Raw genomic sequence first — 24,359 nt, 5'->3', positions numbered from 1 at the left:
CAAAACTCACTTTTGGAAATATCAAACTATGCCCGTCCGCCTCTCCCGCAGCGACCTGCGCTTTTTGCAGGTTTTCGAGGCCGTCGCCCGCCACGGCGCCTTTTCCGCCGCCGAGGCCGAGCTCAACATTTCCGCCTCGACCATTTCCAACCACATGACGGCGCTTGAGGAGCGGCTTGGCATCAAGCTCTGCCAGCGCGGCCGCACAGGCTTCCGGCTGACCGAAAAGGGCGCCATGGTGCTCGATGCCGCAAGGCGCCTGTTCAAGGCGATCGGCGATTTCGACGCGGAGATCGGCGCCCTCAAGGGCACGCTGACGGGCGAATTGCGCATCGGCCTCGTCGACAGCATGGTCACCGACCCCAATTCGCGCATGTCCGAGGCGGTCGCGGCATTCGGCGGGCGCGGCGGCGACGTCTCCATCACATTGATGCAGGACCGGCCCCAGGAACTGCAGCAGAAGGTCTATGACGGGGTCTATCACTGTGGCATCGGCAGCTTCCCGCACCTGATCTCCGGGCTGGAATCCGTCCCGCTCTACGACGAGCAGCACTATCTCTACGCCGCCACCGACCACCCCGTCCTGGCCGAGGACGCGGTAACGCCGGAAGCACTCCGCCGCCACGCCTTCATCCGCCGCGGCTACTGGCGCGCGACCGACGAAAAGCGCCTGCTGCTCGGCCCGGTCGAGGCGACCGTCCACCAGATCGAGCCGCAACTGATGCTGATCCTCTCCGGCCGCTATCTCGGCTTCCTGCCGGAGCACTATGCGCGCCAATGGGTCGAAGACGGCCGGCTCAGGGCCATCCTGCCGGACGAGGTCTCTTATACCTGCACCTTCTGCCTGATCCTCAGGAAAGGCTACCGGCCAACGGAAACCCTGAAGACCTTCCTCAAGGACCTCCGCACCGCGCACGGTGGCGCCGAATAGCGGCCCTGGTCAGGAGGTCTTTTGCGGTGGCATCTTGACGGTGATCCACTCGAACTCGTCGGCAAGCTGGAACAATGAGCCGTCGTCCCGGATCGCCCCGACATTGCCCCCGCCGGCGTCCTTGAACGTCTGGAAGTCGTTCTTGGTCTTGAGGACAAACGGAATCGATTTGCCGGCCGCCTCGGCGCCATGGTCCAACCGAAAGGAAGATGCCGACGTGTTCGTCGCGTCGAGCGGCCCGGCAAAGCCGGGATCCAAATCGCTTGAGGCATCGCCGAACAGATAGCCGACCGCGCGCAGGTGGCTGAGCCGGTCGGGGCCATGGATGAAATTGCCGTCAAAGACGATTTCGAGCGCCTCCCAGTCCTTGGTGAAGCGCTTCTTTTCGGCAACGTACATCTGGGCAAGGTCCGCCGCAGGATCGTGGGGCATGGCGAGGGCCCGCGCGCCCTGCGCGAACAGCGTCGGCCGTCCTGTGCAACCGCCCTCCTTTGCCTTGCAGAAGGCAATGGCGTTGTTGAAGAACGCCAGCTTTGCAAACCGCTTCTTCTTGGCGATCGGCTCGCGCAGATGGAAGGAATTGTGGAACACATAGGTCGGCCCGTCGGCGACGTGCTTGGTGTTGAACTTGAAGACAGAGCCACCCGTGTGGTCGTCGCGCGGTTTGCCGTCGGCTCCCGGATCGGGGCCCGGCACCTGGGTGTACCAGGCAAGGTTGCCGTAGATGTAGAACCAGCCGGAGCGCTCGACCTCGAAGCCGAACCAGCGATAGACGTCAACGAAGACGTTGTGGCGAACCACCCAGTTCCAGGCCGCGCCTTCCGGCTCCATGGCGTTGTCCCGGATGCGCACGAACCGGTTGTTCTCCACGACGACGTTGAGATTGAGGTCCGTGCGCGGATTTTCCGTGAAGTTGAACATGTGGATGGCGTTGAAGGCATCCTCGATCAGGTTGCCCCGCAGGGTGACGAACCCGGCGATGCGCCAGCCGACGAAGAAATCACCGTCAAAGAGCCGCCATCCCTCTTCGATCGAGACCCGGCCATCGCCATCCGGAGGGTTTTCCTCGTCGAGATCGCCGTGGATCCGGAACCACAAGAAATCCTTCCAGTGGCGCCCCTTGTTGTCCGGGTTTTGCTGCCAGCGGCACCCTTCGACGGTCAGATGTCGCGTGTGAAACCCTGCCGCGCCGACGGCATAGGTGCCCCAGCGGAACTGGCAGGACCGGACGGTAATGTCCTGGCAATTGTCGAGATAGACGGCGGTCGGCCAGCATCGATTGAAATAGAGGTTCTCGACCGTCACGTGCTGGCAGTCGCGCAGGAACAGCATCGCCTCGTCGGCAATGTAATAGAGGCCGGGGCTGCCCCCTGCCGCCTGTTTCTTGCGGGCCAGCATGTTGGCGTCCCGGCGAAATAGCTCGGCACTCATCCCGGTGGTCAGGACGGCCTCGGCAGACGGATCGGGTTCCTGCTGGTCCCCCGTCTCCTCGGGATACCAACCCTTCGATTGCCCGCGGATGGTGATCCGGTTCGATGCACTTCCGCGAAGGCCCACCGCGGTGATCGGCCGACGATATTCGCCGGGCCGCAGGGTCAGGGTCTCGCCCGGCTCCAGCACGCGTATCTTCCGCTGCACGCACTCCGGGCATGCCGTCAGGTGATCGTCGTCACAGCTATGGGAAGCGCCGGTTACCATGCCTCGATCGTGGTGCAGGCACGCGATTTTGTAAACGGATTTCTACTTATGGATGCATAATTCCAGGACGGCATCGAACCCGGCGACAGACGGCCGTACTGCACCTTGGCACAGGCACAAACAAACTGTTCACGACGCAGCGCTTTTCAACACAGCGTCCGACACCAGATAAGGGGCAGACCGGCCGCGGGAACGACATGTCCGTCGCCGGAGCCGACGCAAAACGAGGAGAAGCCGATGTCCGTCACCGATATCGACCAGAAGATCCGCCCGGTCGTCTTTCGCACCGACGGCATGAACGCCTCCGACGGCGCCGGCGTGCGCATGCGGCGCATGCTGGGAACGCCCCGGTTCGACTTCCTCGATCCGTTCCTGATGCTCGACTGGTTCCATTCCGACCAGCCGCAGGATTATCTCGCCGGCTTCCCCGACCATCCGCACCGCGGCTTCGAGACCGTCACCTATCTGCTCCACGGCCGCATGCGCCATGCCGACAACAGGGGCAATGCCGGCGTCATCGAGCCAGGCGGCATCCAGTGGATGACGGCCGGGTCCGGCATCGTCCATTCGGAAATGCCGGAACAGGAGAACGGCCTCCTCTCCGGCTTCCAGCTCTGGATCAACCTGCCGGCAAAGGACAAGATGGTGCCCGCCGGCTACCAGGAATTCGCCCCCGACCGCATCCCCGTCGAAGAGCGTGCCGGCGCGACCCTTCGCGTCATCACCGGCACCACGTCGGGCGGCGTTTCCGGCCCCGTCGTCGACCGGCCCACCGATCCGTTCTTTGCCGATATCTATCTCGATCCGGGCGCAACGCTCGATGAGGCCATCGGCGGCGAGCGCAACGCTTTTGTGCTCGTCCATGACGGCACGCTTACGCTTGCCGGTGCCAACGGACCGGAGACCCTCGGCATCGGTCATCTGGCCGTCCTCGGCACCGGCGACGTCGTCTCGGCAACCGCCGGCGAGGACGGTGCAAAGTTCCTTCTCATTGCCGCCCGCCCGCTCAGCGAGCCGGTGGCGCGGGCCGGCCCCTTCGTCATGAACACGGAAGCCGAACTCCACCAGGCCTTCGCCGACTTCCAGAACGGCCGGTTCTGAGCGAAGCGGGCGGAGCTTGTGCGGTAAACTACGGGCGCGCCCATTCGCCGCCCGCATCCCCGCCGCAAAGCGGCCTTGTTTCGCGCAAAGGTCGGCCGGGCGACCATTGACTCGCCCGGCAAAAAATCGTCTCTCCGCAGGGTTCGCCGCCACTGGTCGGCGGTCAAAAGAATTTTTCGGAGGACGTCACGCCATGCGTAAGCTTCTGTTGGCGCTCGCCGCTGCGAGCGCAATCGCCAGCCCGGCGCTTGCCGCCGACACTGTCACCGTCGCCGTCACCGCCATCGTCGAGCATCCGGCCCTCGATGCCTGCCGCGACGGCGTCAAGGATGCCCTTGCCGAGGCGGGCTACAAGGACGGCGAAAACCTGACCTTTGTCTACGAGTCCGCGCAAGGGAACCCGGCAACGGCCGCCCAGATCGCCCGCCAGTTCATCGGCGAGGCGCCGGACGTCATCGTGCCGATCTCCACGCCTTCGGCCCAGGCCGTGGTCGCCGGCACCCGCGACATCCCGGTCGTCTTCACCGCCGTCACCGACCCGGTCGGCGCCAAGCTGATCTCCAACACCGAAAAGCCCGGCGGCAACGTCACGGGCCTCTCCGACTTCTCGCCGCTCGACGACCACCTGGCGCTGATCCGCGAGATCTCGCCGGACGCCAAGACCATCGGCATCGTCTACAATTCCGGCGAGGCCAATTCGGTCGCCCTGCTTGAGGGCATGCGCTCGCGCGTCGAGGCCGCCGGCCTGGAACTGGTGGAATCCGTTGCCACCAAGTCCGCCGAGGTCCAGGGCGCGACCCGCGCGCTCGTCGGCAAGGCCGACGTCATCTACATCCCGACCGACAACACCATCGTCTCGGCCCTGGAAGCCGCGGTGAAGGTCGCCGAAGAGAACGACATCCCGCTCTATGCCGGCGACACCGATTCCGTGCCGCGCGGGGCGCTCGCCGCCGTCGGCTTCAACTACCACGACATCGGCGTGCAGACCGGCCAGATCGTCGCCCGCGTCCTGAAGGGCGAAAAGCCCGGCGACATCGCCGTGAAGGTGGCGGCCGGCACCAACCTGATCGTCAACCCCGGCGCCGCCGAGCGCATGGGTGTTGAGATCCCTCAGGCCGTCATCGACCGCGCCAACACCGTGGTGAAATAGGACCGCCTTCGAATTGCAACGAAAAGTCCCCGGACGCCCGGGCCGCCCATGAGCGGTCCGCCGGTTTCCGGGGCCTTGTTTTGACTGTGGGGCAGCGTTGAGCGAAATCGCTTTCTGGGGAGCCGTCGAACTCGGCCTCGTCTATGCCTTCGTCGGGCTCGGCGTCTATCTCTCCTTCCGCATCCTCGACTTCCCCGACCTGACCGTCGACGGATCGCTGCCGCTCGGCGCCGCCGTCGCCGCGGTGCTGATCCTTGCCGGCGTCGCGCCCTGGCCGGCAACGCTTGCCGCCATGGTCGCCGCCGGCTGCGCCGGCCTCGTCACGGCGACGCTCAACGTCAAGTTCAAGATCCTGCACCTGCTTGCCTCGATCCTGACCATGATCGCGCTCTTTTCCATCAATCTGCGCGTCATGGGCCGGCCGAACGTCGCCATCATCAACGAGCCGACGGTGCTGACCCCGTTCTATGGGCTGGGCCTTTCCGACTATCTCGTTCGGCCAGCCGTGCTCCTGGTCTTCGTCGCCATCGCCGTGGTGCTCCTCACCGCCTTTCTCGGCAGCAATTTCGGCCTCGCCATGCGCGCCACCGGCGCCAACGCCCGCATGGCGCGGGCGCAGGGCATCCGCACCCAGTTCCACATCTATGCCGGCATCGCCCTTTCCAACGCCCTTGTCGGCCTTGCCGGCGCGCTCTTTGCCCAGACCAACGGCTTTGCGGACGTCACCGCCGGCGTCGGCACCATCGTCGTCGGCCTTGCCGCCGTCATCGTCGGCGAGACACTGTTGCCGAGCCGGCGCATCGCGCTCGCCCTCATCGGCTGCGTCATCGGCTCGGTGCTCTACCGCATCGCCATCCAGCTCGCGCTGTCGGCCGACGTCATCGGCCTCAAGGCCTCCGACCTGAACCTTGCCACCGCCGTCCTGGTCGCCGTCGCGCTGATCCTGCCGCGGCTGAGGAAGGGAGGCCGGGCATGATCCGCATCGAAAACCTCGGCGTCACCTTCTCGCGCGGCACGCCGCTGGAGACCAAGGCGCTGCGCGGCATCGACCTCACGATCAACTCCGGCGAGTTCGTCACCGTCATCGGCTCCAACGGTGCCGGCAAGTCGACGCTCTTGTCCGCGGTCGCCGGCGACACGCCGGTCACCGACGGCCGCATCCTGATCGGCGAGCGCGACGTCACGAAATGGTCGACCGCGCGCCGCGCCGGCCTCGTTGCCCGCGTCTTCCAGGACCCGCTCGCCGGCTCCTGCGGCAACCTCTCGATCGAGGAGAACCTTGCCCTTGCCGCCGCACGGGGCCACCGCCGCGGCCTTGGACCCGCGCTGTCGGCCGCGCGCCGCGAGATTTTTCACGAGCGCGTCTCCGAACTCGGCCTCGGGCTGGAAAACCGCCTCAACGACCTGATGAACCTCCTCTCCGGCGGCCAGCGCCAGTCGCTGGCGCTGATCATGGCGACCCTGTCGCCCTCGGAAGTCATCCTCCTCGACGAGCACACCGCCGCACTCGACCCGGGCATGGCCGAGTTCGTCCTCGACCTCACCGAGCGGCTGGTGGCCGAACGTAAGCTGACGACCATGATGGTCACCCACTCCATGCGCCAGGCGCTCGATGTCGGCACCCGGACCATCATGCTGCACGAGGGCCGCATCGTGCTGGACGTCGCCGGCGACATGCGTTCAGGGCTCACCACCGACGATCTCGTCGCCATGTTCCGCAAGGTCCGCGGCCAGGAACTGGAGGACGACTCGCTGCTGATCGAATAGCGGCGAGACAGGAAACCAATGCGCCTGCCCCTCCCCCTCACCGAAGGCCGCCTTGTCCAGCGCTACAAGCGGTTCCTCGCCGATGTCGAGCTGGCGGACGGGACCATCGTCACCGCGCACTGCCCGAACCCCGGCTCCATGACCGGGCTGAAGGCGCCGGGCAGCCGCGTCTGGCTGTCGACCTCGCCGAACCCGAAGCGGAAGCTCGCCCAAACGCTGGAGCTGGTCGAGGCCGACGGCGTCCTCGTCGGCATCAACACCAACAATCCGAACACCCTCGTCGCCGAGGCGATCGCGGCCGGCACCATCCCCGAACTTGCAGGCTATGAGACCCTGCGCCGCGAGGTCCGCTACGGCGTCAACTCGCGCATCGACATCCTGCTGGAAAGCGAAGACCGCCCGCGCTGCTACGTGGAAGTCAAGAACGTCCACCTGCTGCGCGAACCGCTGCTTTCGGAGTTCCCCGACAGCGTGACGACCCGCGGCGCCAAGCATTTGCGGGAACTCTCCGACATGGTGGCCGCCGGCCACCGCGCGGTAATGATGTTCCTCATCCAGCGGCCGGACACGGACCGGATATCGCTTGCCCGCGACATCGACCCGGCCTACGGCCTTGCCTTCGATGCGGCCATTGCCGCCGGCGTCGAGGCGCTCGCCTGGCGCTGCGAGGTCGGCCTTGAGGAGATCACCGTGACGGCCCCGGTTCCGGTGCTCGATCTCGCCCCCACCACCGCCTGACGGCGCGACACAGCGTCGAAGGAACTGGCACAACCGGCCTTCGTCGTTATATGAGTGGGAAAGAAACTTCAGGCTGCGCCCGGCCGGCGGTGCGAAAACCGCCTCAGTGCGGCCGGATACGACGGAATTCAGAACAGATGGTCAGCTATATCGAGGCGGCGACGGCACCGCTTAAAAACACCGGACAGATACGCCTTTATGGCGACGACGGCTTTGAGGGCATGCGCCGCGCCGGCCGCATCGCCGCCGAGTGCCTCGACGCCCTTGCTCCCATGGTCGAGCCGGGCGTGACGACCAAGGCCCTCGACGATTTCATCTTCGCGTTCGGCGTGGAGCGCGGCGCGCTTCCTGCGACCCTGAACTATCGCGGCTACAACAAGGCGTCCTGCATCTCGATCAACCATGTCGTCTGCCACGGCATTCCGAACGAGAAGCCGCTGAAGGAAGGCGACATCGCCAACATCGACGTCACCTTCATCGTCGACGGCTGGCACGGCGACTCCAGCCGCATGTACCCGGTCGGCACCATCAAGCGTGCCGCCGAGCGGCTGATCGACATCACCTACGAATCCATGATGCTCGGCATCGCCGAGGTCCGGCCCGGCGCCCGTCTCGGCGACATCGGCGCCGCCATCCAGGATTTCGTCGAGGCCCAGCGCTGCTCTGTGGTGCGCGACTTCTGCGGCCACGGCGTCGGCCAGCTGTTCCACGACGCCCCGAACGTCCTGCACTACGGCAATCGCGGCGACGGGCTGGAGCTGAGGCCCGGCATGATCTTCACCATCGAGCCGATGGTCAATCTCGGCCGCGCCCATGTGAAGGTGCTCGCCGACGGCTGGACCGCGGTGACCCGCGACCGCTCCCTGTCGGCCCAGTTCGAGCACACCGTCGGCGTGACGGAGACCGGTTGCGAGATATTCACCCTGTCGCCGGCCGGCCTCGACCGCCCGCCCTACATCGCGGACTAGGCCCGCGAAGGGGGCTCGCCCATGGCAAAGGATGGCGACGGCTTTTCAGAAGCAAGCGCCAGGCCGCATTTCCATGGCCACCGCCAGCGCCTGAAGCAGCGCTTCCGGGACTCCGGTGCGGAGGCCCTCGCCGACTACGAGATGCTGGAACTGGTGCTCTTTCGCACCATCCCCCGACGCGACACCAAGCCGATCGCCAAGGCGCTGATCGCGCGCTTCGGCTCCTTTGCCGAGGTGCTGACCGCGCCGGCGGCGCGCCTTGCCGAGGTCGAGGGCATCGGCGAGGCGACGATCACCGACTTGAAGGTCGTCCAGGCCGCCTCGGAACGCATCCTGCGCGGCCAGGTCCGCAACAAGCAGCTCCTCACCTCCTGGTCGGAGGTCATCGAATACTGCCGCGGAACCATGGCGTTTTCGGAACGCGAGGAGTTCCGCATCCTGTTCCTCGATAAGAAGAACGCGCTGATCGCCGACGAATTGCAGCAGAGCGGCACCGTCGACCACACCCCGGTCTATCCCCGCGAGATCGTCAAGCGGGCCCTGGAAGTCTCGGCGACCGCCATCATCCTCGTCCACAACCACCCCTCGGGCGACCCGACCCCGTCGCGCGCCGACATCCAGATGACCAAGCAGATCGTGGAGATCGCCAAGCCGCTCGGCATCACCGTCCACGACCACATCATCGTCGCCCGCAACGGCCATACGAGCTTTCGCGGCCTGCAACTGATCTGAACCGGTTACCGCACCGGCCCTCACACCATTGTATACACCGGATGATTTTGCCCCCCTGTTTCTTGGGGGTTCTCTAAGCATGTTGTGTTAACCCTTGTCAGTTAAAAGGAATTTGTAATTCGAACTAATCCCATCCCGATCCCGCCGCGGGTGTCGCGGGACCAAGGGGCAAAGAGTGTGACGAGTGCAACCTTGGACGGAACCGGCCCTGTGGTGAAGAAGCGTGCAACGCGCCTCGTCAGTGCCCGGATCGTCCTCCCGATATCCTTGCTGGTCGCAAGCGTCGTCATCGTTGCGGTCGTGGCAATCGCGTTCTGGGCCCGCCAGTCGGACCAGGCGACGATCCAGCGCGACACCGTTGCCGTGGGCAACGCCCTGAACGCCCTCATCGAACGGCTTCCCCAGGAACAGCAGAGCGTCTTTTCCGGCGACGAGGCCTACAAGAAGATCGTCCTCGACTTCGATCAGCTCTGGACGCACCGCAATATCGGCCAGCAGCTCTACCGCATCCACGGCCACGACGTCATTGCCGTCGTCTCCGCCCACCAGCGCCCCCTTTACCTGATGGCGGACGGCCGCAAGCTGCCGGAAACCCAGTACGAGCGCTACCGCGGCGAGTTCGCCCACCTGGTCACCGAGGTTCAGAAGACCAACCGCAATTTCCTCATCCAGAGCATAGGCACCCATGACGATCGCGCACCATTGCGCGGTGTCGGCCCGAGCAAGCTCGTCAACAAGCTCCATGCCGTCGACCTGGTCCTGATCGACGGCCAGATCGGGGTCGCGAGCGTCATGGCGGTGACGCCGACGATCACCCCGAAGATCCTCGATCTGCGTCCGGCGTCGATGGTCATCAGCGTCAAGTTCCTGTCCCGGCCGGTCCTCGACCAGATCGCTTCCGGCGCCGTCGTCAATTCGCTGCACATCCACCCGGTCAACGAGGAAACGCCGCCGCAGATGTCGGCCAGCTTCCACGAAGGCCCGGGCGAGATCCCGCTGATCGACAACAGCGGCAGGCACCTCGGCGTCCTGCACTGGTTCTCCGAATTGCCCGGCACCGTGCTTGCCGCCAAGGCGAGCCCGCTGGTCATGCTGGCGATCCTGACCCTCGTTGCGCTGACGATCTTCATCCTCAATACCGCCCGGCGGGCCGCCCGCGAGGTCGAGGCGAGCGAGGCCAAAGCCCGCCACGACGCCATGCACGACCAGCTCACCGGGCTGCCGAACCGCAGCTACCTGGCCCTGCAGCTCGCCGACACGCTGAAGGTGGCGATCCCGGGCCACATCCAGATCGGCTGCGTCCGGCTCGACCTCGACGGCTTCACCGAAATCAACGACATCTACGGCCACAAGGTCGGCGACAAGCTCATCGTCGGCATCTCCAGGCGCCTGCGCGCCGCCATCGGTCCGCAGGCCTTCCTGGCGCGCGCCGGCGGCGACGAGTTCGCCATCCTGGTGATGGGCATCGGCGACACCGACGACATGATGGCGATGTGCGAGAAGATCATGGAGGCGGTGCGCGAGCCCTTTGCCATCGACGGCAATCGGCTGGTCGCCATTGGCAGTATCGGCTTTGCCGTCGCGCCCGACCACGGCACGTCGGCCGAAGAGATCCTGCGCCGCGCCGACATGGCGCTGCACGCCGCCAAGAAGAAGCACGACAACCGCATCGTCCAGTATTTCGCCGCCATCGAGGACCACGTCCACGAGCGCCAGCGCCTCGTCCACGACCTGCGCCAGGCGCTGACCAACGGCGAGCTCTATGTCTGCTACCAGCCGCTCGTCAGCGCCGACGACCTGTCCATGGTCAGCGTCGAGTCCCTGTTGCGCTGGCGCCATCCGACCCGCGGCGAGATCACCCCTGCCCTGTTCATCCCGATCGCCGAGGAATTCGGCATGATCGACGAGATCGGCCGCTGGGTGCTGGAAACGTCCTGCCGCGAGGCCCGCCACTGGAACGACCTTTCGGTCGCCGTCAACATCTCGCCGATGCATCTGAGCCAGCCGGACTTCGTCGACCAGGTCATCGATATCACCACCCGGACCGGCTTCGATCCGCAGCGCCTGGTGATCGAGGTGACGGAAGGCATCATGCTGGAATATGCCGATGCGGCGCGCCGGGTCTTCGACCAGCTCCGCGCCGTCGGCGCCAAGATCGCCCTCGACGATTTCGGCACCGGCTATTCGAGCCTCAGCTACCTGGAGTCGTTCCGCTTCGACAAGCTGAAGATCGACCGCTCGTTCCTGCGCAATCTGGAAACCTCGCCGGAAGCCGCGGCCATCGTCCACACCATCATCGGCCTCGGCAACACCCTCAACACGACCATCGTCGCCGAGGGCGTGGAGACCGAGGCCCATTGCCGGTTCCTGCAGGCCGCCGGCTGCAACGAGCTGCAGGGCTTCCTGTTCTCAAAGCCGGTGACCGCGCCGCAGATCATGCGCCGGATGATGATGGAACAGGCCGTCAACCGCGATCTGGAATTCCTGCGCGTCGCCCACGGCGCCTGACCGTCCCTGTGGCGTCAGCCCACCGGATGGCCGGCGAGGTCGTCGAGGATCGGACAGTCCGGCCGGTCGTCCCCGTGACAGCACTCAACCAGCTTGGCCAGTGTCGTCCTGAGGCTCTGAAGCTCGGCCATGCGCGCATCGATGTCCTCGATCCGTGCCCGCGCCAGGGCCTTGACGTCGGCGCTCGCCCGGTGCTTGTCCTCGTAGAGCGACAACAGGTGCCGGCAGTCGTCGATGGAAAAGCCCAGCCCGCGCGCCCGCTTCAGGAACTGCAGCTTGTGCACGTCGCTGGCGTCGTAATCGCGATAGCCGTTGTCCCGCCGCCCGGGGGCGACGAGGCCGATTTCCTCATAGTAGCGGATGGTCTTTGCCGGCAGTCCCGACCGGCCCGCCGCCTGGCCGATATTCATGGCAGTCTCTCCGGGTCTTGCCGCCGCACCGGGAAGGATCGCGGCGGCCGTTACCCAGTTAAATCGTTCCCGACACTGGAAGGTCAAGGCAAAGAGATCAGCGGGGCGCCCGATAAAGATAGTAGCGCCCGGCCGGGATCGACGCCGGGACCGGCAGCAGCTCGTAGCCCGGCAGGGCCATGGTGAAGCTGGTAACGACGAGGCCGCCCGGCGCCATCAGGCCCGGCACGATCGGCGCCAGCCACGCCTCCGTCGCCGCGTTCACCGTGTCGTCGCCGGCGCCGATGTCGTTGTGCAGGAGCGCGGCCGGTGCCTTGATCCGCGGCAGGCAGAACGGCAGCGTGTCGCGGATATCCCCGAGCACCATGTGTTCCCGGTCCGGCAACTGGTCGATGGAGACGGTGGAGAACAGGGTGTCGAAGACGAACACCTCCCGGCCCGGCAGCCGCGCCTTCAGGTGATCGTAGGTCCGCCCGGAGCCGAGCCCCAGTTCGATCACCGGACCGGCAACGCCGTCGATCAGTCCGGCGGCATGGTCGAGCAGGTCGCGCTGCGCCGACATCCGCCGGATGAAGCTGTCGAGGCGGCTCATGGGCGAAGTCCGGTCGTCACGGCGTCAGTCCGCCCGGCGCACGACGACGCGGTTACCGGCAACGACCGTGGCAAGCTCGCGCACGTCGCCGTCGGCATCGGCAAAGACGTTGACGGGCGCCGCGAGCCGGATTTCGTCCTCAAGCGACAGCGGCGTCGGCCCGAAGCCGATGGCGATGATCCGGCCCTCCGGCCAGAACGCGATCTCGCCGGCCTCCACCACCTCCTTGGCGTCCGGCTCCAGCGCCGCCTCGGTCGGCATGGAGAAATAGACCTCATCGCCCCAGGTCAGCACCGGCGCATCCTCCGGCAGCATCGCCCAGACGGCATCGGCCGTCGGCGTGTCGCGCAGCGTCGCCGTCAGCGTCACGCCGGGAAACGCGAACACGATCTTGCGGCTCATGGCATCCCCCTCTTCTGAAAGAGCTGGTGCTGGCAGGCCTCCGTTCCCTCCGGCTTTGCGACCAGGTCGAAGTCCGGCAAGTCGAGGGCAAGGTCGGAGAGGACATAGCCCCCCGGCGCCACCCGTTCCTCGATCAGCGGCGACAGCCAATGGACGATCGCCAGCTCGGCCGTCTCGTCAGCGGTGCCGAGGTCGATATTGACGAGCGCCGCCGGCCGCTTCACCCGCGGCCCGCAGAACTTCAGCGTCTCCCGGATTTCGCCGACGATCATGTGCTCGCCGTCGGGCACGCAGCTCGGATGCGCCGTGATCGAGCGGTCGAAGGCGAAGATCTCCCGCCCCGGCAGGATCTCGCGCAAATGGTCGAAGGACCGCCCGTTGCCAAGGCCGAGTTCCAGCACCGGTCCGGGCACATCGGCGATCAGGCGCGCCGTGTGCTCCAGGAGGCGCTTTTGCGCGACCATGCGGTCAATGAAGGCTTCAAGTCGGCTCATGGCTGAGAAAGGCAGGTTCGGGTGATACAGGCCCGCACCCTTGCCGCAGCGGCCGTGCCCGGTCAAACGCTTTGTCGGAAAGTCAAACGGTTTGTCGGCAAAAGCGCCTCAGCGCGGCACCTGGATCGACCGCAGATAGGCGATGAAGGCGTCGATATCCTCCGGGTCCAGGACCACCTCCGGCATGTCCGGATGGCCGGTGATGATGCCCTCGGCGAGCGCCTCCTCCAGAAGGCCCACATCGTAGCGCGCGCCGAGGTCGCGGAACGCCGGCGCCTCCGGCAGGGCGCTCGCGTCGTCGGCGGCGGTCGCGTGGCAGGCCGCGCAGTGTTCCATGGCGATGGAGCGGCCGCGCTCCTCGGGTGACGGCGCCTCCTCGCAGGAGGCCACTCCGACGCCGGTGAAAGCCGCCAGCACGGCAGCAGCCAGAACCCTCTTGGACATTGTCGTTCCCCCGTTTTGGCCATCTTTTGCCGGGCAGAGGCGATTCCACAACCGGCGAAATGTCTCGCCGGAGCGCCATCGTCGGACGGGAGGACGTGGGAAACGTTGAGGCAGTGTTATCCGCCAAGGAAACCCAGCACCACCTCATTGAAGATCGCCGCCTGCTCGATGTTGGACAGGTGCGCCGCGTTGTCGAGGATGGCGAGGCGCGCTCCGGGGATCGCCTGGTGGATAGCCCGCGCCTGGTCCGGCGGCGTTGCCGGATCCTCCGCGCCGACGACGACGAGGGTCGGCGCTTCGATGCTGCGGATCGCCGTCCGCTGGTCCATGTCGCGCAGCGCCTCGCAGGTCGCCGCATAGCCCTCGCCGGGCGTCGCGACGATCATTGCGCGGACCTTTTCCACGGCCTCGGGAGACTGCTCGCGGAACGGCGCGGTGAACCAGCGCTCCAGGATCGCCGGGGCCATCGCCTCAAGGCCCCTGTCGCGGGCGGTCGCGGCCCGCTCGTTCCAGAGCTCCGCGGGCGGCATGTAGGGAGCGGTGTCGCAAAGCACGAGGCGCTCGATCCGCTCCGGATGTTTCGCGCCGAGCCACATGCCGAGCATGCCGCCCTTGGAAAGCCCGCACCAATGCACCTTGTCTAGCCCCAGCCCGTCGAGGAGCGCGACCACGTCCTTGCCGAGCCGGTCGAGCGTATAGGGACCTTCGGGCGCCGCCGACTGGCCGTGGCCGCGGTCGTCGTAGCGCAGGACCCGGAATCTGGCGCCGAAGGCCGCGACCTGATCGTCCCACATGCCAAGGCTTGCGCCGAGCGAATTGGAGAGCACCAGCACCGGCCCGTCCGCCTTGCCGGCCCAGTCGTAGTAGAGCGTCGTTCCGTCGTCCGTCTCGATCGTCGGCATGGGGATGGCCTCCTTCTTGGGTGCACTGCAGTTGCGCCGGAGTTTGTCAAACCTTCGCCCCCGGGCAAAGGCCGCGACGGCCGGCATCAGCATTTTCGCCGCAATCGACCGGCGACAATGCGGCCAAATCGCCTATAGTGCGCGCGAAAAGAAACGAACCTGACGGAGAGGAGAACGCATGACGGCCGAAGCGCCCGCCGGTCCCGGATCGCCCGCCCTTCCCGCCTCGATCGACGAGACCGAGGCGCTGCTGCGCTCGGCCGGCTATATCGCCGACCGCTCGCTGGCGACCGTGCTCTATCTGTCCTTGAAGATGAACCGGCCGCTGTTCCTGGAGGGCGAGGCCGGCGTCGGCAAGACCGAGATCGCCAAGGTGCTGTCGGCGACCCTCGGGCGCTCGCTGATCCGCCTGCAATGCTATGAGGGCCTCGATGTTTCCACCGCCGTCTATGAGTGGAACTACGCCGCCCAGATGGTCGAGATCCGCATCGCCGAGGCAGCCGGCGAGACCGACCGCGAACTCCTCGGCAAGGACGTCTTTTCCGAACGCTTCCTGATCAAGCGCCCGGTGCTGCAGGCGCTCGAACCCGATCTCGGCGGCGCTCCGATCTTCCTCATCGACGAACTCGATCGCGCCGACGAGGCTTTCGAGGCGTTCCTCCTGGAAGTGCTCTCCGATCACCAGGTGACGATCCCGGAAATCGGTACCATCCATGCCTCCCAGCCGCCCATCGTCGTCATCACCACCAACCGCACCCGCGAGATCCACGACGCCCTGAAGCGGCGCTGCCTCTATCATTGGGTCGACTATCCGACGGCCGAGCGCGAGCTGGAAATCGTCACCACCAAGGTGCCCGGCGTCGACGACCGCCTGTCGCGCGAGATCGTCGCCTTCGTGCAGATGCTGCGCGCCGAGGAGGACCTGTTCAAGCAGCCCGGCGTCGCCGAGACGCTGGACTGGGCGACAGCGCTGACCGAGCTCGACCAGCTCGCGCTCGACCCGGAAACCGTCTCCGACACCCTCGGCGTGCTGTTGAAGTACCAGGACGACATCGACCGCATAAAGGGAAGCCGCACAAGGCAGATGATCGACGATCTGCGCCGCGAGGTGGCGGCCGGCGCATGACAGCCGGGACCGACACGACCGGCTCCGCGACACCGCCCGCCGAGGCGGACCCGAGCGGCCGGCTCGCCGACAACATCGTCTATTTCGCCCGGGTGCTCCGCAATGCCGGCCTGCCGGTCGGCCCGGCCGCCGTCGTCGATGCCATCCGCGCCGTCGAAGTCGCCGGCATCCAGAGCCGCGACGATTTCTATTGGACCCTCCATTCCATCTTCGTGAAGAAGCGCGAGCACCGTCCCGTCTATGACGAGGCGTTCCGCATGTTCTGGCGCTCGCGCGGCCTGATCGAAAAGCTGATCGCCCTCTTCTCGCCGACCGCCCCGCCCCAGCCCTCGCGCGAAAAGGCCAAAGCCGGCGCGGCCCGCGTCGCCAAGGCGTTGTTCGAGGGCCTGGAAAACCCGACCGAGGTCAAGAAGCCGGAGATCGAGATCGACGCGACGCTGACCGTCTCCGGCCGCGAGGTGCTGCAGAAGAAGGACTTCGCGCAGATGTCCGCCGACGAGATCGCACTCGCCAAGAAGGCGCTCGCCGACCTCGTCCTGCCGCTCGACCGGGTGCGCACCCGCCGCCTGGTGCCGACCTCGCGCGGCCGGCGCATCGATCCGCGCAGGTCGCTTAGGTCGAGCATGCGCGCCGGCGGCGACATCATTGCGCTGCGCCGCCGCGACCCGGACGAACAGCCACCGCCGATCGTCGCCATCTGCGACATCTCCGGTTCCATGAGCCAGTACAGCCGCATCTTCCTGCATTTCCTGCACGCGCTGACGGAGCACCGGCGCCGCGTCCACACCTTCCTCTTCGGCACCAGGCTTTCGAACGTCACCCGACAATTGCGCATGAAGGACCCGGACCAGGCGCTCGATGCCTGCACCGACCATGTCGAGGACTGGTCCGGCGGCACCCGCATCGCCAGCGCGATTCACGATTTCAATCGGCTGTGGTCGCGCCGGGTGCTCTCCGGCGGCCCCATCGTTCTGTTGATCACCGACGGGCTGGAGCGCGATTCCGACGAGGACCTGGCGCGCGAGATGGACCGCCTGCACCGCTCCTGCCGCCGCCTCGTCTGGCTCAATCCGCTGCTGCGCTTCGAAGGCTTCGAGCCCCGCGCCCGGGGCGTCCGGGCGATGCTGCCCCATGTCGACGAGTTCCGCGCCGTCCATTCGCTGGGCGCCATCGCCGACCTTTGCGCGGCGCTCTCCGGCCGCGCCGGGCGCGAGGAGACGGAGCCGAGGGCCTGGCTCTCACGGGCCGGGTAAGTCTCCGGCCCGGCCTCACACCAGGAGGTCGTCCGCGTCGATCTGGTTTGCCCTTATGTCCTCGATGACGACCGTGGTGCCGCCGTCGGAGAACACGGCATTGCCGTTCACCGTGCGGAAATGCGACTTGGCCTCGGCGACCGACGCGTAATCGAAGGCCCTGAGGTCGAGGTCGTCGATACCAGCGCTGAAGTCCTCGATCCTGTCGTCGCCCTGGCGCGGCGCGATGCGGAACTCGTCCTGCCCGCGCCCGCCGACGAGGAGATCGTCGCCCGGTCCGCCCACCAGCGTGTCGGCGCCGCGCCCACCCTCGATCGTATCGTCGTGACGGCCGCCGAACAGGAGGTCGTCGCCGTTGCCGCCGAGCACCAGGTCCCGGTCCTTGCCGCCGGCAAGCGTGTCGGCGCCGGTGCCGCCAACGAGCGTATCCTCGCCGCTGCCGCCGTCGAGCCGGTCGTTATGCTTGTGGCCGTAGAGCCGGTCGTCGCCGGCATCGCCGAAAAGCCGGTCGCTGCCGGCATGGCCGAGCAGCCTGTCGTCGCCGGAGCCGCCGACGAGCTTGTCCTGCCCCCTGCCGCCGAAGAGCTGGTCGTCGCCCTTGCCACCGGCCAACAGGTCGTCGCCATTGTGGCCGAGGAGGCTGTCGTTGCCGCCGGCGCCGAACACCGTGTCGTCGCCGGCAAACGCCTTGATGGTGCCGCCGTCATTGCCGTCGCGCAGGAAGTCCGAGCCGATCGTCGCCTTCAGCGTGGAGCCGAACGGTTTCGACATCACATCGAGCTCGCGCGAGAACGCCGCATAGGGGATGAAGCCGTCGCCGATCGCGTCGTCGAAGAACGCCTCGACCTTGCTGTTCTGGTTGACGTAGTCGACGGCAAAGACCGGCACGCCCTTCTTCAGGTAGTCGGACTTCAGGACGTCGATCTTTTCCAGATCCGGGTCGAAATCGTTGTTCTCGTCCCGCTCGCCGGTGAAATAGGTGTCTTCCACCGCGATCGCGCCGACGGCGTCGTAGTACTTTGCCTTCAGCGCCTTATAGCCGGGTCCCAGATCGTTGATCAGGAACTCGCCGTTCTGCTGGATGACGAAGAAATCCGGATTGGTCTTGCGGGCATGCTCGACGAGATCGACGATGAGCTGCACCATGCGCTTGGCGGCGATTTCCACGCTGTTCGGATCGCCCGCCCGCTTGACTGAGGCCGGGGCCTCCTCGGCCCAGTAGTAATAGGCATCGACGATGTCGAGATAGGCCGCATCGAAGCCCTGCGCGACGATCTTGTCGAACCAGCCGGTCTTGGCGTCGTTGAAGAGGATGTCCTGCCAGTCGTCGTCCCAGTAGCGCACCTTGCGCGATTCCGGCCAGTCCGGATTGACCGGCCCGAGCCAGTCCGGCGCGCTGTTCGATAACGGATAGGAGGCCTTCGGCTTGTTGCCGCTGACCCTGGTCCAGCTATCGTCCCAGTAGGACCGGAAGCCGCTCGCCTCGCCGATGGAGATATAGGCCGCGGCGACCGCCGGCCCGCCCGGCCCGTCCTGGATGCGGTCGATCTGCGCCGTGCTGTACTGGCCGCCGTCAAGGCCGTTCCGCGAATAGTCCATCACGATGAGGTCGTGCGACGCCTTGGCAAGGCCGCCGGCGCCGAGTTCGCTGCCGTTGCTGCCCTGCAGGCGATAGCCCCAGTCGTTGACGGCGACGCGGCCGTGCTGGGTATTGAAGGTCACCATGGCGTGCTCTGAAAACCGGTTGTTATGGCGGGACTAGCCGCGAATCCATAACAACTGATTACGGCAGAGCGATGCCAGCACGGATATCCCGGTTATACGTTAAGAACCGCCGGAGCCTGCGCCATTGCGGCCGGCTGTCGGGCGCTCAGACGCTGCGGTAGGAGCGGTTGGCATAGACCAGCGCGCTTTGCGGCGGCGCGATCATCAGGCCGACGACCTCGCCGAAGAAGACGCTGTGGGTCGAGGCCTCGGCGACGTCGACGACGCGGCAGTCGAAGGCGGCAAGCGCATCGGCCAGCACCGGCGCCCCGGTCTGCAGCGTCAGCCAGTCGCCGACGGCGAACCGCGCCTCCATGGTCTCGGCCGCGCCGCGCCCGGCAAAGGTGTCGGCGATCGCCGCCGCCTCTCCCGACAGCGCATTGACGCAGAAGACGCCGTTCTTGGTCACCGCTTCGTTGACCGGGCTCTTGCGGTTGAGGCAGGCAAGCAGGGTCGGCGGCGCGTCGCTGATCGAGGCCATTGCCGAAACGGTGATCCCGAATCGGCCCGCCGACCCGTCCGTGGTCACCACATGGACGGCGCTCGCGATCCGGCTCATCGCCTCGCGAAAGTCTGCGCCCGTCACCATCCGGGACAAATCGTCCACATTCGTCATCGCACCAGCCACCGTCATTTCCTGAGCCCGCGCGGCACCGCGCGAAGCCGCTTCCCGGGCATTCGCGCCACCCCTAACACATCGCCGGGCGGTCGTCTGCAAGTCGCGGGCAGGTGTCGCAAAAGCCGCGGTCCGTGGGAGGCGGCACCGCGATGCCCGCTGTTTCGGGGAATTAGTGCAAGGACCCGCCCTGCCAACGCGTGCTGCGCTGCACAAATTGCGGGCGTGCCGTGTCAGTATGCATTGACAAACGTTCCATTCACCAGTTCTATCGACGCTAAGCCTTTGAAATAAACGCACCAAAAAACGCGTTCAGAGCAATCCAAAAAAGCCCGAAAAGGGCGAGAGGGGATATGGAGTATTTTCTGCAGCAGCTCATTAACGGGCTGACTCTCGGCTCGATCTATGGCCTGATCGCGATCGGCTACACGATGGTGTACGGCATCATCGGCATGATCAATTTCGCCCATGGCGACATCTTCATGGTCGGCGCGTTCATCGCCCTGATTGCCATCACCGCCCTCGGCTTCGTCGCGTCCACCGGCATCGGTCTGATCATCCTCGCCCTGATGCTGGTGCTGGTGATCTCGATGGTCTTTGCCGCCGTCTATGGCTGGACCGTCGAACGGCTCGCCTACCGGCCGCTCCGCGGCTCGTTCCGGCTGGCCCCGCTGATCACCGCCATCGGCATGTCCATCGCCCTGCAGAACTACGTGCAGATCGCGCAAGGCGCCCGGGTCAAGCCGCTGCAGCCGATCATCACCGGCGGCTACACGATCACCGAGACGACGACGGAGAACGGCCTCTTCGTGGTCCAGCTCTCCAACATCCAGATCCTCATCATCGCCACCACGGTGCTTTTGATGACGGCGTTCTCGCTGTTGATCGCCAAGACCTCGCTCGGCCGCTCCCAGCGCGCCTGCGAGCAGGACCGCAAGATGGCGGCACTCCTCGGCGTCAATGTCGACCGCACGATCTCGCTGACCTTCGTGGTCGGTGCCGCGCTCGCCGCCGTCGCCGGCCTGATGTTCCTGCTCTATTACGGCGTCATCGACTTCTATATCGGCTTCGTCGCCGGCGTGAAGGCGTTCACCGCGGCCGTCCTCGGCGGCATCGGATCGCTCCCCGGCGCCATGCTCGGCGGCCTCCTGATCGGCCTTATCGAGACCTTCTGGTCCGGCTATTTCACGGTCGAATACAAGGACGTGGCCGCCTTCTCGATCCTTGCGATCGTGCTCATTTTCATGCCCTCCGGGCTTCTCGGCAAACCCGAAGTCGAGAAGGTCTGAGCGGACATGGCGGTAACACAAGAGAACCGGGTGATCGCGTCCCTGAAGGACTCGCTCATCGCCGCAGCCATCGCCCTTGCCCTGTTCGGGCCGATCGTCGGCCTGAAGACGGAAACCGAACCGGGCGGCCTGGCGCTCTCCTCCCATATGACGACCGTCGCCATCATGGTCGCGATCGTCTTTGCCGGGCGTCTCATCCTCAATCTGCTGGTCTGGAAGACCGACCGGCCGATCACGCGCGGCCTGTCGGGCCTGGTGCCGGCGCAGACCTCGCTCGGCGGATTTGCCAAGATCGTCGCCCCGGTGGCCCTCATCTTTGCGCTGGTCTGGCCGTTCCTGCCGATCACCGACCGCTACATCCTCGACCTGTCGATCCTGGTGCTGACCTATGTGATGCTCGGCTGGGGCCTCAACATCGTCGTCGGCCTCGCCGGCCTGCTTGACCTCGGCTATGTCGCCTTCTACGCCGTCGGCGCCTATTCCTACGCGCTGCTGTCCACCAAGTTCTTCCCGATGCTGGTGGAGATGGGCTATGTCGGCGGCGGCATCCTGGACTGGGCGTTCTGGATCTGCCTGCCGCTGGCCGGCATCCTCGCTGCCTTCTGGGGCATCATCCTCGGCTTTCCCGTGCTGCGCCTGCGCGGCGACTATCTCGCCATCGTCACGCTCGCCTTCGGCGAGATCGTCCGCATCGTGCTTCTCAACTGGTACTGGTTCACCGGCGGCCCGGACGGCATCTCGCGCATTCCGCGGCCGTCCTTCTTCGGCATCCCGTTCTCGCGCGGCGAAGGCGGCTTTGCCGACACCTTCGGCCTCGACTATTCGTCGATGCAGAGGATCATCTTCTTCTACTATCTGATTCTGGCGCTTGCCCTTTTGACCAACCTGGTCACCCTGCGCCTGCGCCGGCTGCCGATCGGCCGCGCCTGGGAGGCGCTGCGCGAGGACGAGATCGCCTGCCGCTCGCTCGGCATCAACACCACCAACACCAAGCTCACAGCCTTTGCCATCGGCGCCATGTTCGGCGGCTTCGCCGGGTCCTTCTTCGCCACCCGCCAGGGCTTCATTTCGCCGGAGAGCTTCACCTTCATCGAATCCGCGGTGATCCTCGCCATCGTCGTCCTCGGCGGCCTCGGCAGCCAGATCGGCGTCGTCATCGCCGCCGTCGTCATGATCGGCGGCTTTGAGGTGTTCCGCCAGGCGGAAGAGTTCCGCATGCTGATCTTCGGCCTCCTGATGGTCTTCATCATGGTCTGGCGCCCGCGCGGCCTGATTTCCTCGCGCAAGCCCTCCATCGGCCTGCACAGTCGCAAGGCGATCGGCGCAGAGAACGTTGCGCAGGGGCAAGGCTGATGGCGTCCTGGTCCGAAAACCCGATCCTCAAGGTCGAGCACCTGACCATGCGCTTCGGCGGTCTGGTCGCCATCAACGACCTGTCCTTCGACGTCGGCCGCGGTGACATCACCGCCCTCATCGGCCCCAACGGCGCCGGCAAGACCACGGTGTTCAACTGCGTCACCGGCTTCTACAAGCCGACCGAGGGGCGCCTGAAGCTGCGCCACCACGACGGCGACACCTACCTTCTGGAGCGCATGGCCGACTTCAAGATATCGCGCCATGCCAAGGTCGCCCGCACCTTCCAGAACATCCGCCTGTTCGGCGGCATGACCGTTCTGGAAAACCTGATGGTCGCCCAGCACAATCCCCTGATGCACGCATCGGCCTTCTCCTTCGCCGGCATCTTCTCCCTGCCGCGCTACCGCCACGCGGAGGCCAAGGCGGTGGAGCGCGCCACCTACTGGTTGGAACACGTCAACCTGATCGACCGCGCCGATGACCCGGCCGCCGACCTGCCCTACGGCGCCCAGCGCCGCCTGGAGATCGCCAGAGCGATGTGCACCGGGCCGGAGCTGTTGTGCCTCGACGAGCCGGCCGCCGGCCTTAACCCGCGCGAAAGCGCCGAGCTCAACAGGCTGCTGCGCTATATCGGCGCCAACCACGAAACCTCGATCCTCCTGATCGAGCACGACATGTCGGTGGTGATGGAGATTTCCGACCACGTCGTCGTCCTCGACTACGGCGAGAAGATCTCCGACGGCGATCCGGAAAAGGTCAAGAACGACCCGGCGGTGATCGCCGCCTATCTCGGCGTTGACGACGAGGAAGTCGACGAAGTGGAAGAGGAGGTCGGCGTATGAACGGCAAGGCCCCTCTCCTATCGATCCGCGGCGTCGAGACCTGGTACGGCAAGATCGTCGCCCTGCGCGGCGTCGACGTCGACGTCTATGAGGGCGAGATCGTCACCATGATCGGCGCCAACGGCGCCGGCAAGTCGACGCTGATGATGACGATCTGCGGCGACCCCAAGGCCCGTGCCGGCAGCATCACCTACCGAGGCACGGAGATCACCAACGCGCCGACCCACGAGATCATGCACATGTCGATCGCGCAGTCGCCCGAGGGCCGACGCATCTTCCCGCGCATGACGGTGCTGGAAAACCTGCTGATGGGTGCCGCCGTCACCGACATGGAGCATTTCGACAAGGATCTGGACCGCGTCTTCGAGCTGTTCCCGATCCTCAAGGATCGCCAGGGCCAGCGCGGCGGCACGCTGTCCGGCGGCGAGCAGCAGATGCTGGCGATCGCCCGCGCGCTGATGAGCCGGCCGAAGCTGTTGCTGCTCGACGAGCCCTCGCTCGGCCTTGCGCCGATGATCGTCAAGCAGATCTTCGACGTCATCCGCGAACTCAACGAGAGCGAGGGACTGACCGTGTTCCTCGTCGAACAGAACGCCTACCACGCCCTGCGCCTTGCCCATCGCGGCTACGTCATGGTCAACGGAGAGATCACCATGACCGGAACCGGCGCCGAACTCCTCGCCCGCGAGGAGGTTCAGGCGGCCTATCTGGAGGGCGGCAGGCACTGATGCGGGACCCCCGCCGGCGATCGTTCGAGCGCGGCGGGTTTCCTGCGTCAAGACACACGGACTGGCGGTGACGGTCCCGCGCCGAGGGACCCCGCAACGGAGCGACCATGGGCCTTTTCTGGGAAGACACCTTTCTGCCGTTCTTCTTTCTGACGCTGGTCATCGGCGGCGGCGCCGCGTGGATGACGGGCCGCGCCGTCGCCATCACCTGGCGACCGCTATTCATGCTCGTCTGGTTCATGTTCCTGTTGTCCTGCGCCGTGCGCTTCCTGCATTTCGGCCTGTTCGAGGGCACCCTGACGTCGCTCCACCACCTCATCATCACCTTCGTCTATCTGGCCGCCGTCGGGCTCCTCGGATGGCGCCTGACCCGGACCAGCCAGATGGTCCGCCAGTACCCCTGGCTCTACGAGAAGACCACCCCGTTCACCTGGCGTGACCGGGCCAAGACCGCTGCCGGCGGCCAGTGAGGGCCGCTGCCAGCCGGAACGGGAATAACGGGAAAACCCGTATCATTTCCGTTCGAAACGGGGCACAATGCCCGCTAA

The 24,359-nt window shown here is 66.0% G+C and carries 25 protein-coding genes; 16 read left to right on the top strand and 9 right to left on the bottom strand.

The features are described from left to right. The first annotated feature begins 28 nt into the window (after positions 1-28). Positions 29-931, top strand: coding sequence for a LysR family transcriptional regulator (locus M2319_RS13745; RefSeq protein WP_264602036.1), 903 nt, complete (start codon positions 29-31; stop codon positions 929-931). 9 nt (positions 932-940) lie between these two features. Here the strand turns inward: M2319_RS13745 and M2319_RS13740 are convergent, their stop codons facing one another. Further along, the gene (locus M2319_RS13740; RefSeq protein ID WP_264602035.1) at positions 941-2,569 is read right to left on the bottom strand and encodes a right-handed parallel beta-helix repeat-containing protein; all 1,629 of its coding nucleotides are present in this window, start codon (positions 2,567-2,569) and stop codon (positions 941-943) included. Positions 2,570-2,866: 297 nt separating this feature from the next. Between M2319_RS13740 and M2319_RS13735 the strand changes: the two genes are divergently transcribed. From M2319_RS13735 to M2319_RS13700, 8 genes are all read left to right on the top strand, one after another. Further along, positions 2,867-3,730, top strand: a complete 864-nt coding sequence (locus M2319_RS13735; protein ID WP_264602034.1) for a pirin family protein — start codon at positions 2,867-2,869, stop codon at positions 3,728-3,730. Positions 3,731-3,923: 193 nt separating this feature from the next. Continuing rightward, complete coding sequence (locus M2319_RS13730) at positions 3,924-4,880, top strand: ABC transporter substrate-binding protein (RefSeq protein WP_264602033.1); 957 nt, start codon at positions 3,924-3,926, stop codon at positions 4,878-4,880. Between the two features lie 97 nt (positions 4,881-4,977). Beyond that, complete coding sequence (locus M2319_RS13725) at positions 4,978-5,856, top strand: ABC transporter permease (RefSeq protein ID WP_264602032.1); 879 nt, start codon at positions 4,978-4,980, stop codon at positions 5,854-5,856. Continuing rightward, a complete protein-coding gene (locus M2319_RS13720; protein ID WP_264602031.1) occupies positions 5,853-6,647 on the top strand; it encodes an ABC transporter ATP-binding protein in 795 nt (264 codons plus the stop codon). Before M2319_RS13725 ends, M2319_RS13720 begins: the two co-directional genes overlap by 4 nt. Before the next feature lie 18 nt (positions 6,648-6,665). After that, on the top strand, positions 6,666-7,385 hold the full coding sequence (sfsA, locus tag M2319_RS13715; protein WP_264602030.1) for a DNA/RNA nuclease SfsA: 720 nt from the start codon (positions 6,666-6,668) through the stop codon (positions 7,383-7,385). A gap of 137 nt (positions 7,386-7,522) precedes the next feature. Then, positions 7,523-8,353 (top strand): type I methionyl aminopeptidase, encoded by an 831-nt coding sequence (gene map / locus M2319_RS13710; RefSeq protein ID WP_264602029.1) that lies wholly within the window; start codon positions 7,523-7,525, stop codon positions 8,351-8,353. 21 nt (positions 8,354-8,374) lie between these two features. Then, complete coding sequence (gene radC, locus M2319_RS13705; protein WP_264602028.1) at positions 8,375-9,085, top strand: RadC family protein; 711 nt, start codon at positions 8,375-8,377, stop codon at positions 9,083-9,085. Between the two features lie 213 nt (positions 9,086-9,298). Then, entirely contained in the window at positions 9,299-11,593 is a 2,295-nt protein-coding gene (locus M2319_RS13700) for a bifunctional diguanylate cyclase/phosphodiesterase (RefSeq protein ID WP_264602027.1), read from the top strand. Between the two features lie 14 nt (positions 11,594-11,607). On the opposite strand, the gene cueR is transcribed toward M2319_RS13700, so the two are convergent. From cueR to pcaD, 6 genes are all read right to left on the bottom strand, one after another. Continuing rightward, positions 11,608-12,003 (bottom strand): Cu(I)-responsive transcriptional regulator, encoded by a 396-nt coding sequence (gene cueR, locus M2319_RS13695; RefSeq protein WP_264602026.1) that lies wholly within the window; start codon positions 12,001-12,003, stop codon positions 11,608-11,610. A gap of 97 nt (positions 12,004-12,100) precedes the next feature. Beyond that, entirely contained in the window at positions 12,101-12,595 is a 495-nt protein-coding gene (locus M2319_RS13690) for a class I SAM-dependent methyltransferase (protein ID WP_264602025.1), read from the bottom strand. 24 nt (positions 12,596-12,619) lie between these two features. Further along, the gene (locus tag M2319_RS13685; RefSeq protein ID WP_264602024.1) at positions 12,620-12,997 is read right to left on the bottom strand and encodes a cyclophilin-like fold protein; all 378 of its coding nucleotides are present in this window, start codon (positions 12,995-12,997) and stop codon (positions 12,620-12,622) included. Beyond that, positions 12,994-13,491 carry a class I SAM-dependent methyltransferase gene (locus M2319_RS13680; protein WP_264602023.1) on the bottom strand — a complete coding sequence of 166 codons (498 nt, stop codon included), beginning with the start codon at positions 13,489-13,491 and terminating at the stop codon, positions 12,994-12,996. Before M2319_RS13680 ends, M2319_RS13685 begins: the two co-directional genes overlap by 4 nt. A 108-nt stretch (positions 13,492-13,599) precedes the next feature. Next, positions 13,600-13,935: a c-type cytochrome gene (locus M2319_RS13675; protein WP_264602022.1), complete on the bottom strand. Its 336-nt coding sequence runs from the start codon at positions 13,933-13,935 to the stop codon at positions 13,600-13,602. A 116-nt stretch (positions 13,936-14,051) separates the two neighbouring features. Then, positions 14,052-14,837: a 3-oxoadipate enol-lactonase gene (gene pcaD, locus M2319_RS13670; protein WP_264602021.1), complete on the bottom strand. Its 786-nt coding sequence runs from the start codon at positions 14,835-14,837 to the stop codon at positions 14,052-14,054. Positions 14,838-15,015: 178 nt separating this feature from the next. On the opposite strand from pcaD, the gene M2319_RS13665 reads away from it, so the two are divergent. Beyond that, positions 15,016-15,963: an AAA family ATPase gene (locus M2319_RS13665; RefSeq protein WP_264602020.1), complete on the top strand. Its 948-nt coding sequence runs from the start codon at positions 15,016-15,018 to the stop codon at positions 15,961-15,963. After that, positions 15,960-17,216 (top strand): vWA domain-containing protein, encoded by a 1,257-nt coding sequence (locus tag M2319_RS13660; RefSeq protein WP_264602019.1) that lies wholly within the window; start codon positions 15,960-15,962, stop codon positions 17,214-17,216. Before M2319_RS13665 ends, M2319_RS13660 begins: the two co-directional genes overlap by 4 nt. Positions 17,217-17,231: 15 nt before the next feature. Here the strand turns inward: M2319_RS13660 and M2319_RS13655 are convergent, their stop codons facing one another. After that, positions 17,232-18,941, bottom strand: a complete 1,710-nt coding sequence (locus tag M2319_RS13655; protein WP_264602018.1) for an MJ1477/TM1410 family putative glycoside hydrolase — start codon at positions 18,939-18,941, stop codon at positions 17,232-17,234. Between the two features lie 145 nt (positions 18,942-19,086). Continuing rightward, a complete protein-coding gene (locus tag M2319_RS13650; RefSeq protein ID WP_264602017.1) occupies positions 19,087-19,608 on the bottom strand; it encodes a flavin reductase in 522 nt (173 codons plus the stop codon). Between the two features lie 341 nt (positions 19,609-19,949). On the opposite strand from M2319_RS13650, the gene M2319_RS13645 reads away from it, so the two are divergent. From M2319_RS13645 to M2319_RS13625, 5 genes are all read left to right on the top strand, one after another. Further along, positions 19,950-20,885: an ABC transporter permease subunit gene (locus M2319_RS13645; RefSeq protein WP_264602016.1), complete on the top strand. Its 936-nt coding sequence runs from the start codon at positions 19,950-19,952 to the stop codon at positions 20,883-20,885. A 6-nt stretch (positions 20,886-20,891) separates the two neighbouring features. Continuing rightward, positions 20,892-22,238: a high-affinity branched-chain amino acid ABC transporter permease LivM gene (gene livM / locus M2319_RS13640; protein ID WP_264602015.1), complete on the top strand. Its 1,347-nt coding sequence runs from the start codon at positions 20,892-20,894 to the stop codon at positions 22,236-22,238. Next, positions 22,238-23,083: an ABC transporter ATP-binding protein gene (locus M2319_RS13635; RefSeq protein ID WP_264602014.1), complete on the top strand. Its 846-nt coding sequence runs from the start codon at positions 22,238-22,240 to the stop codon at positions 23,081-23,083. The genes livM and M2319_RS13635 overlap by 1 nt, the downstream gene beginning before the upstream one ends. Further along, positions 23,080-23,811 (top strand): ABC transporter ATP-binding protein, encoded by a 732-nt coding sequence (locus M2319_RS13630; RefSeq protein ID WP_264602013.1) that lies wholly within the window; start codon positions 23,080-23,082, stop codon positions 23,809-23,811. Before M2319_RS13635 ends, M2319_RS13630 begins: the two co-directional genes overlap by 4 nt. 107 nt (positions 23,812-23,918) lie before the next feature. Beyond that, complete coding sequence (locus tag M2319_RS13625) at positions 23,919-24,281, top strand: DUF6867 family protein (protein ID WP_264602012.1); 363 nt, start codon at positions 23,919-23,921, stop codon at positions 24,279-24,281. Positions 24,282-24,359 lie beyond the last annotated feature (78 nt).

Origin of the sequence: Rhodobium gokarnense (assembly GCF_025961475.1) — a bacterium.
In the GTDB taxonomy this organism is placed as follows: Bacteria; Pseudomonadota; Alphaproteobacteria; order Rhizobiales; family Rhodobiaceae; genus Rhodobium; species Rhodobium gokarnense.
The sequence above is the reverse complement of the archived record's forward strand: the minus strand, read 5'-3'. Positions and strand labels throughout refer to the sequence as shown.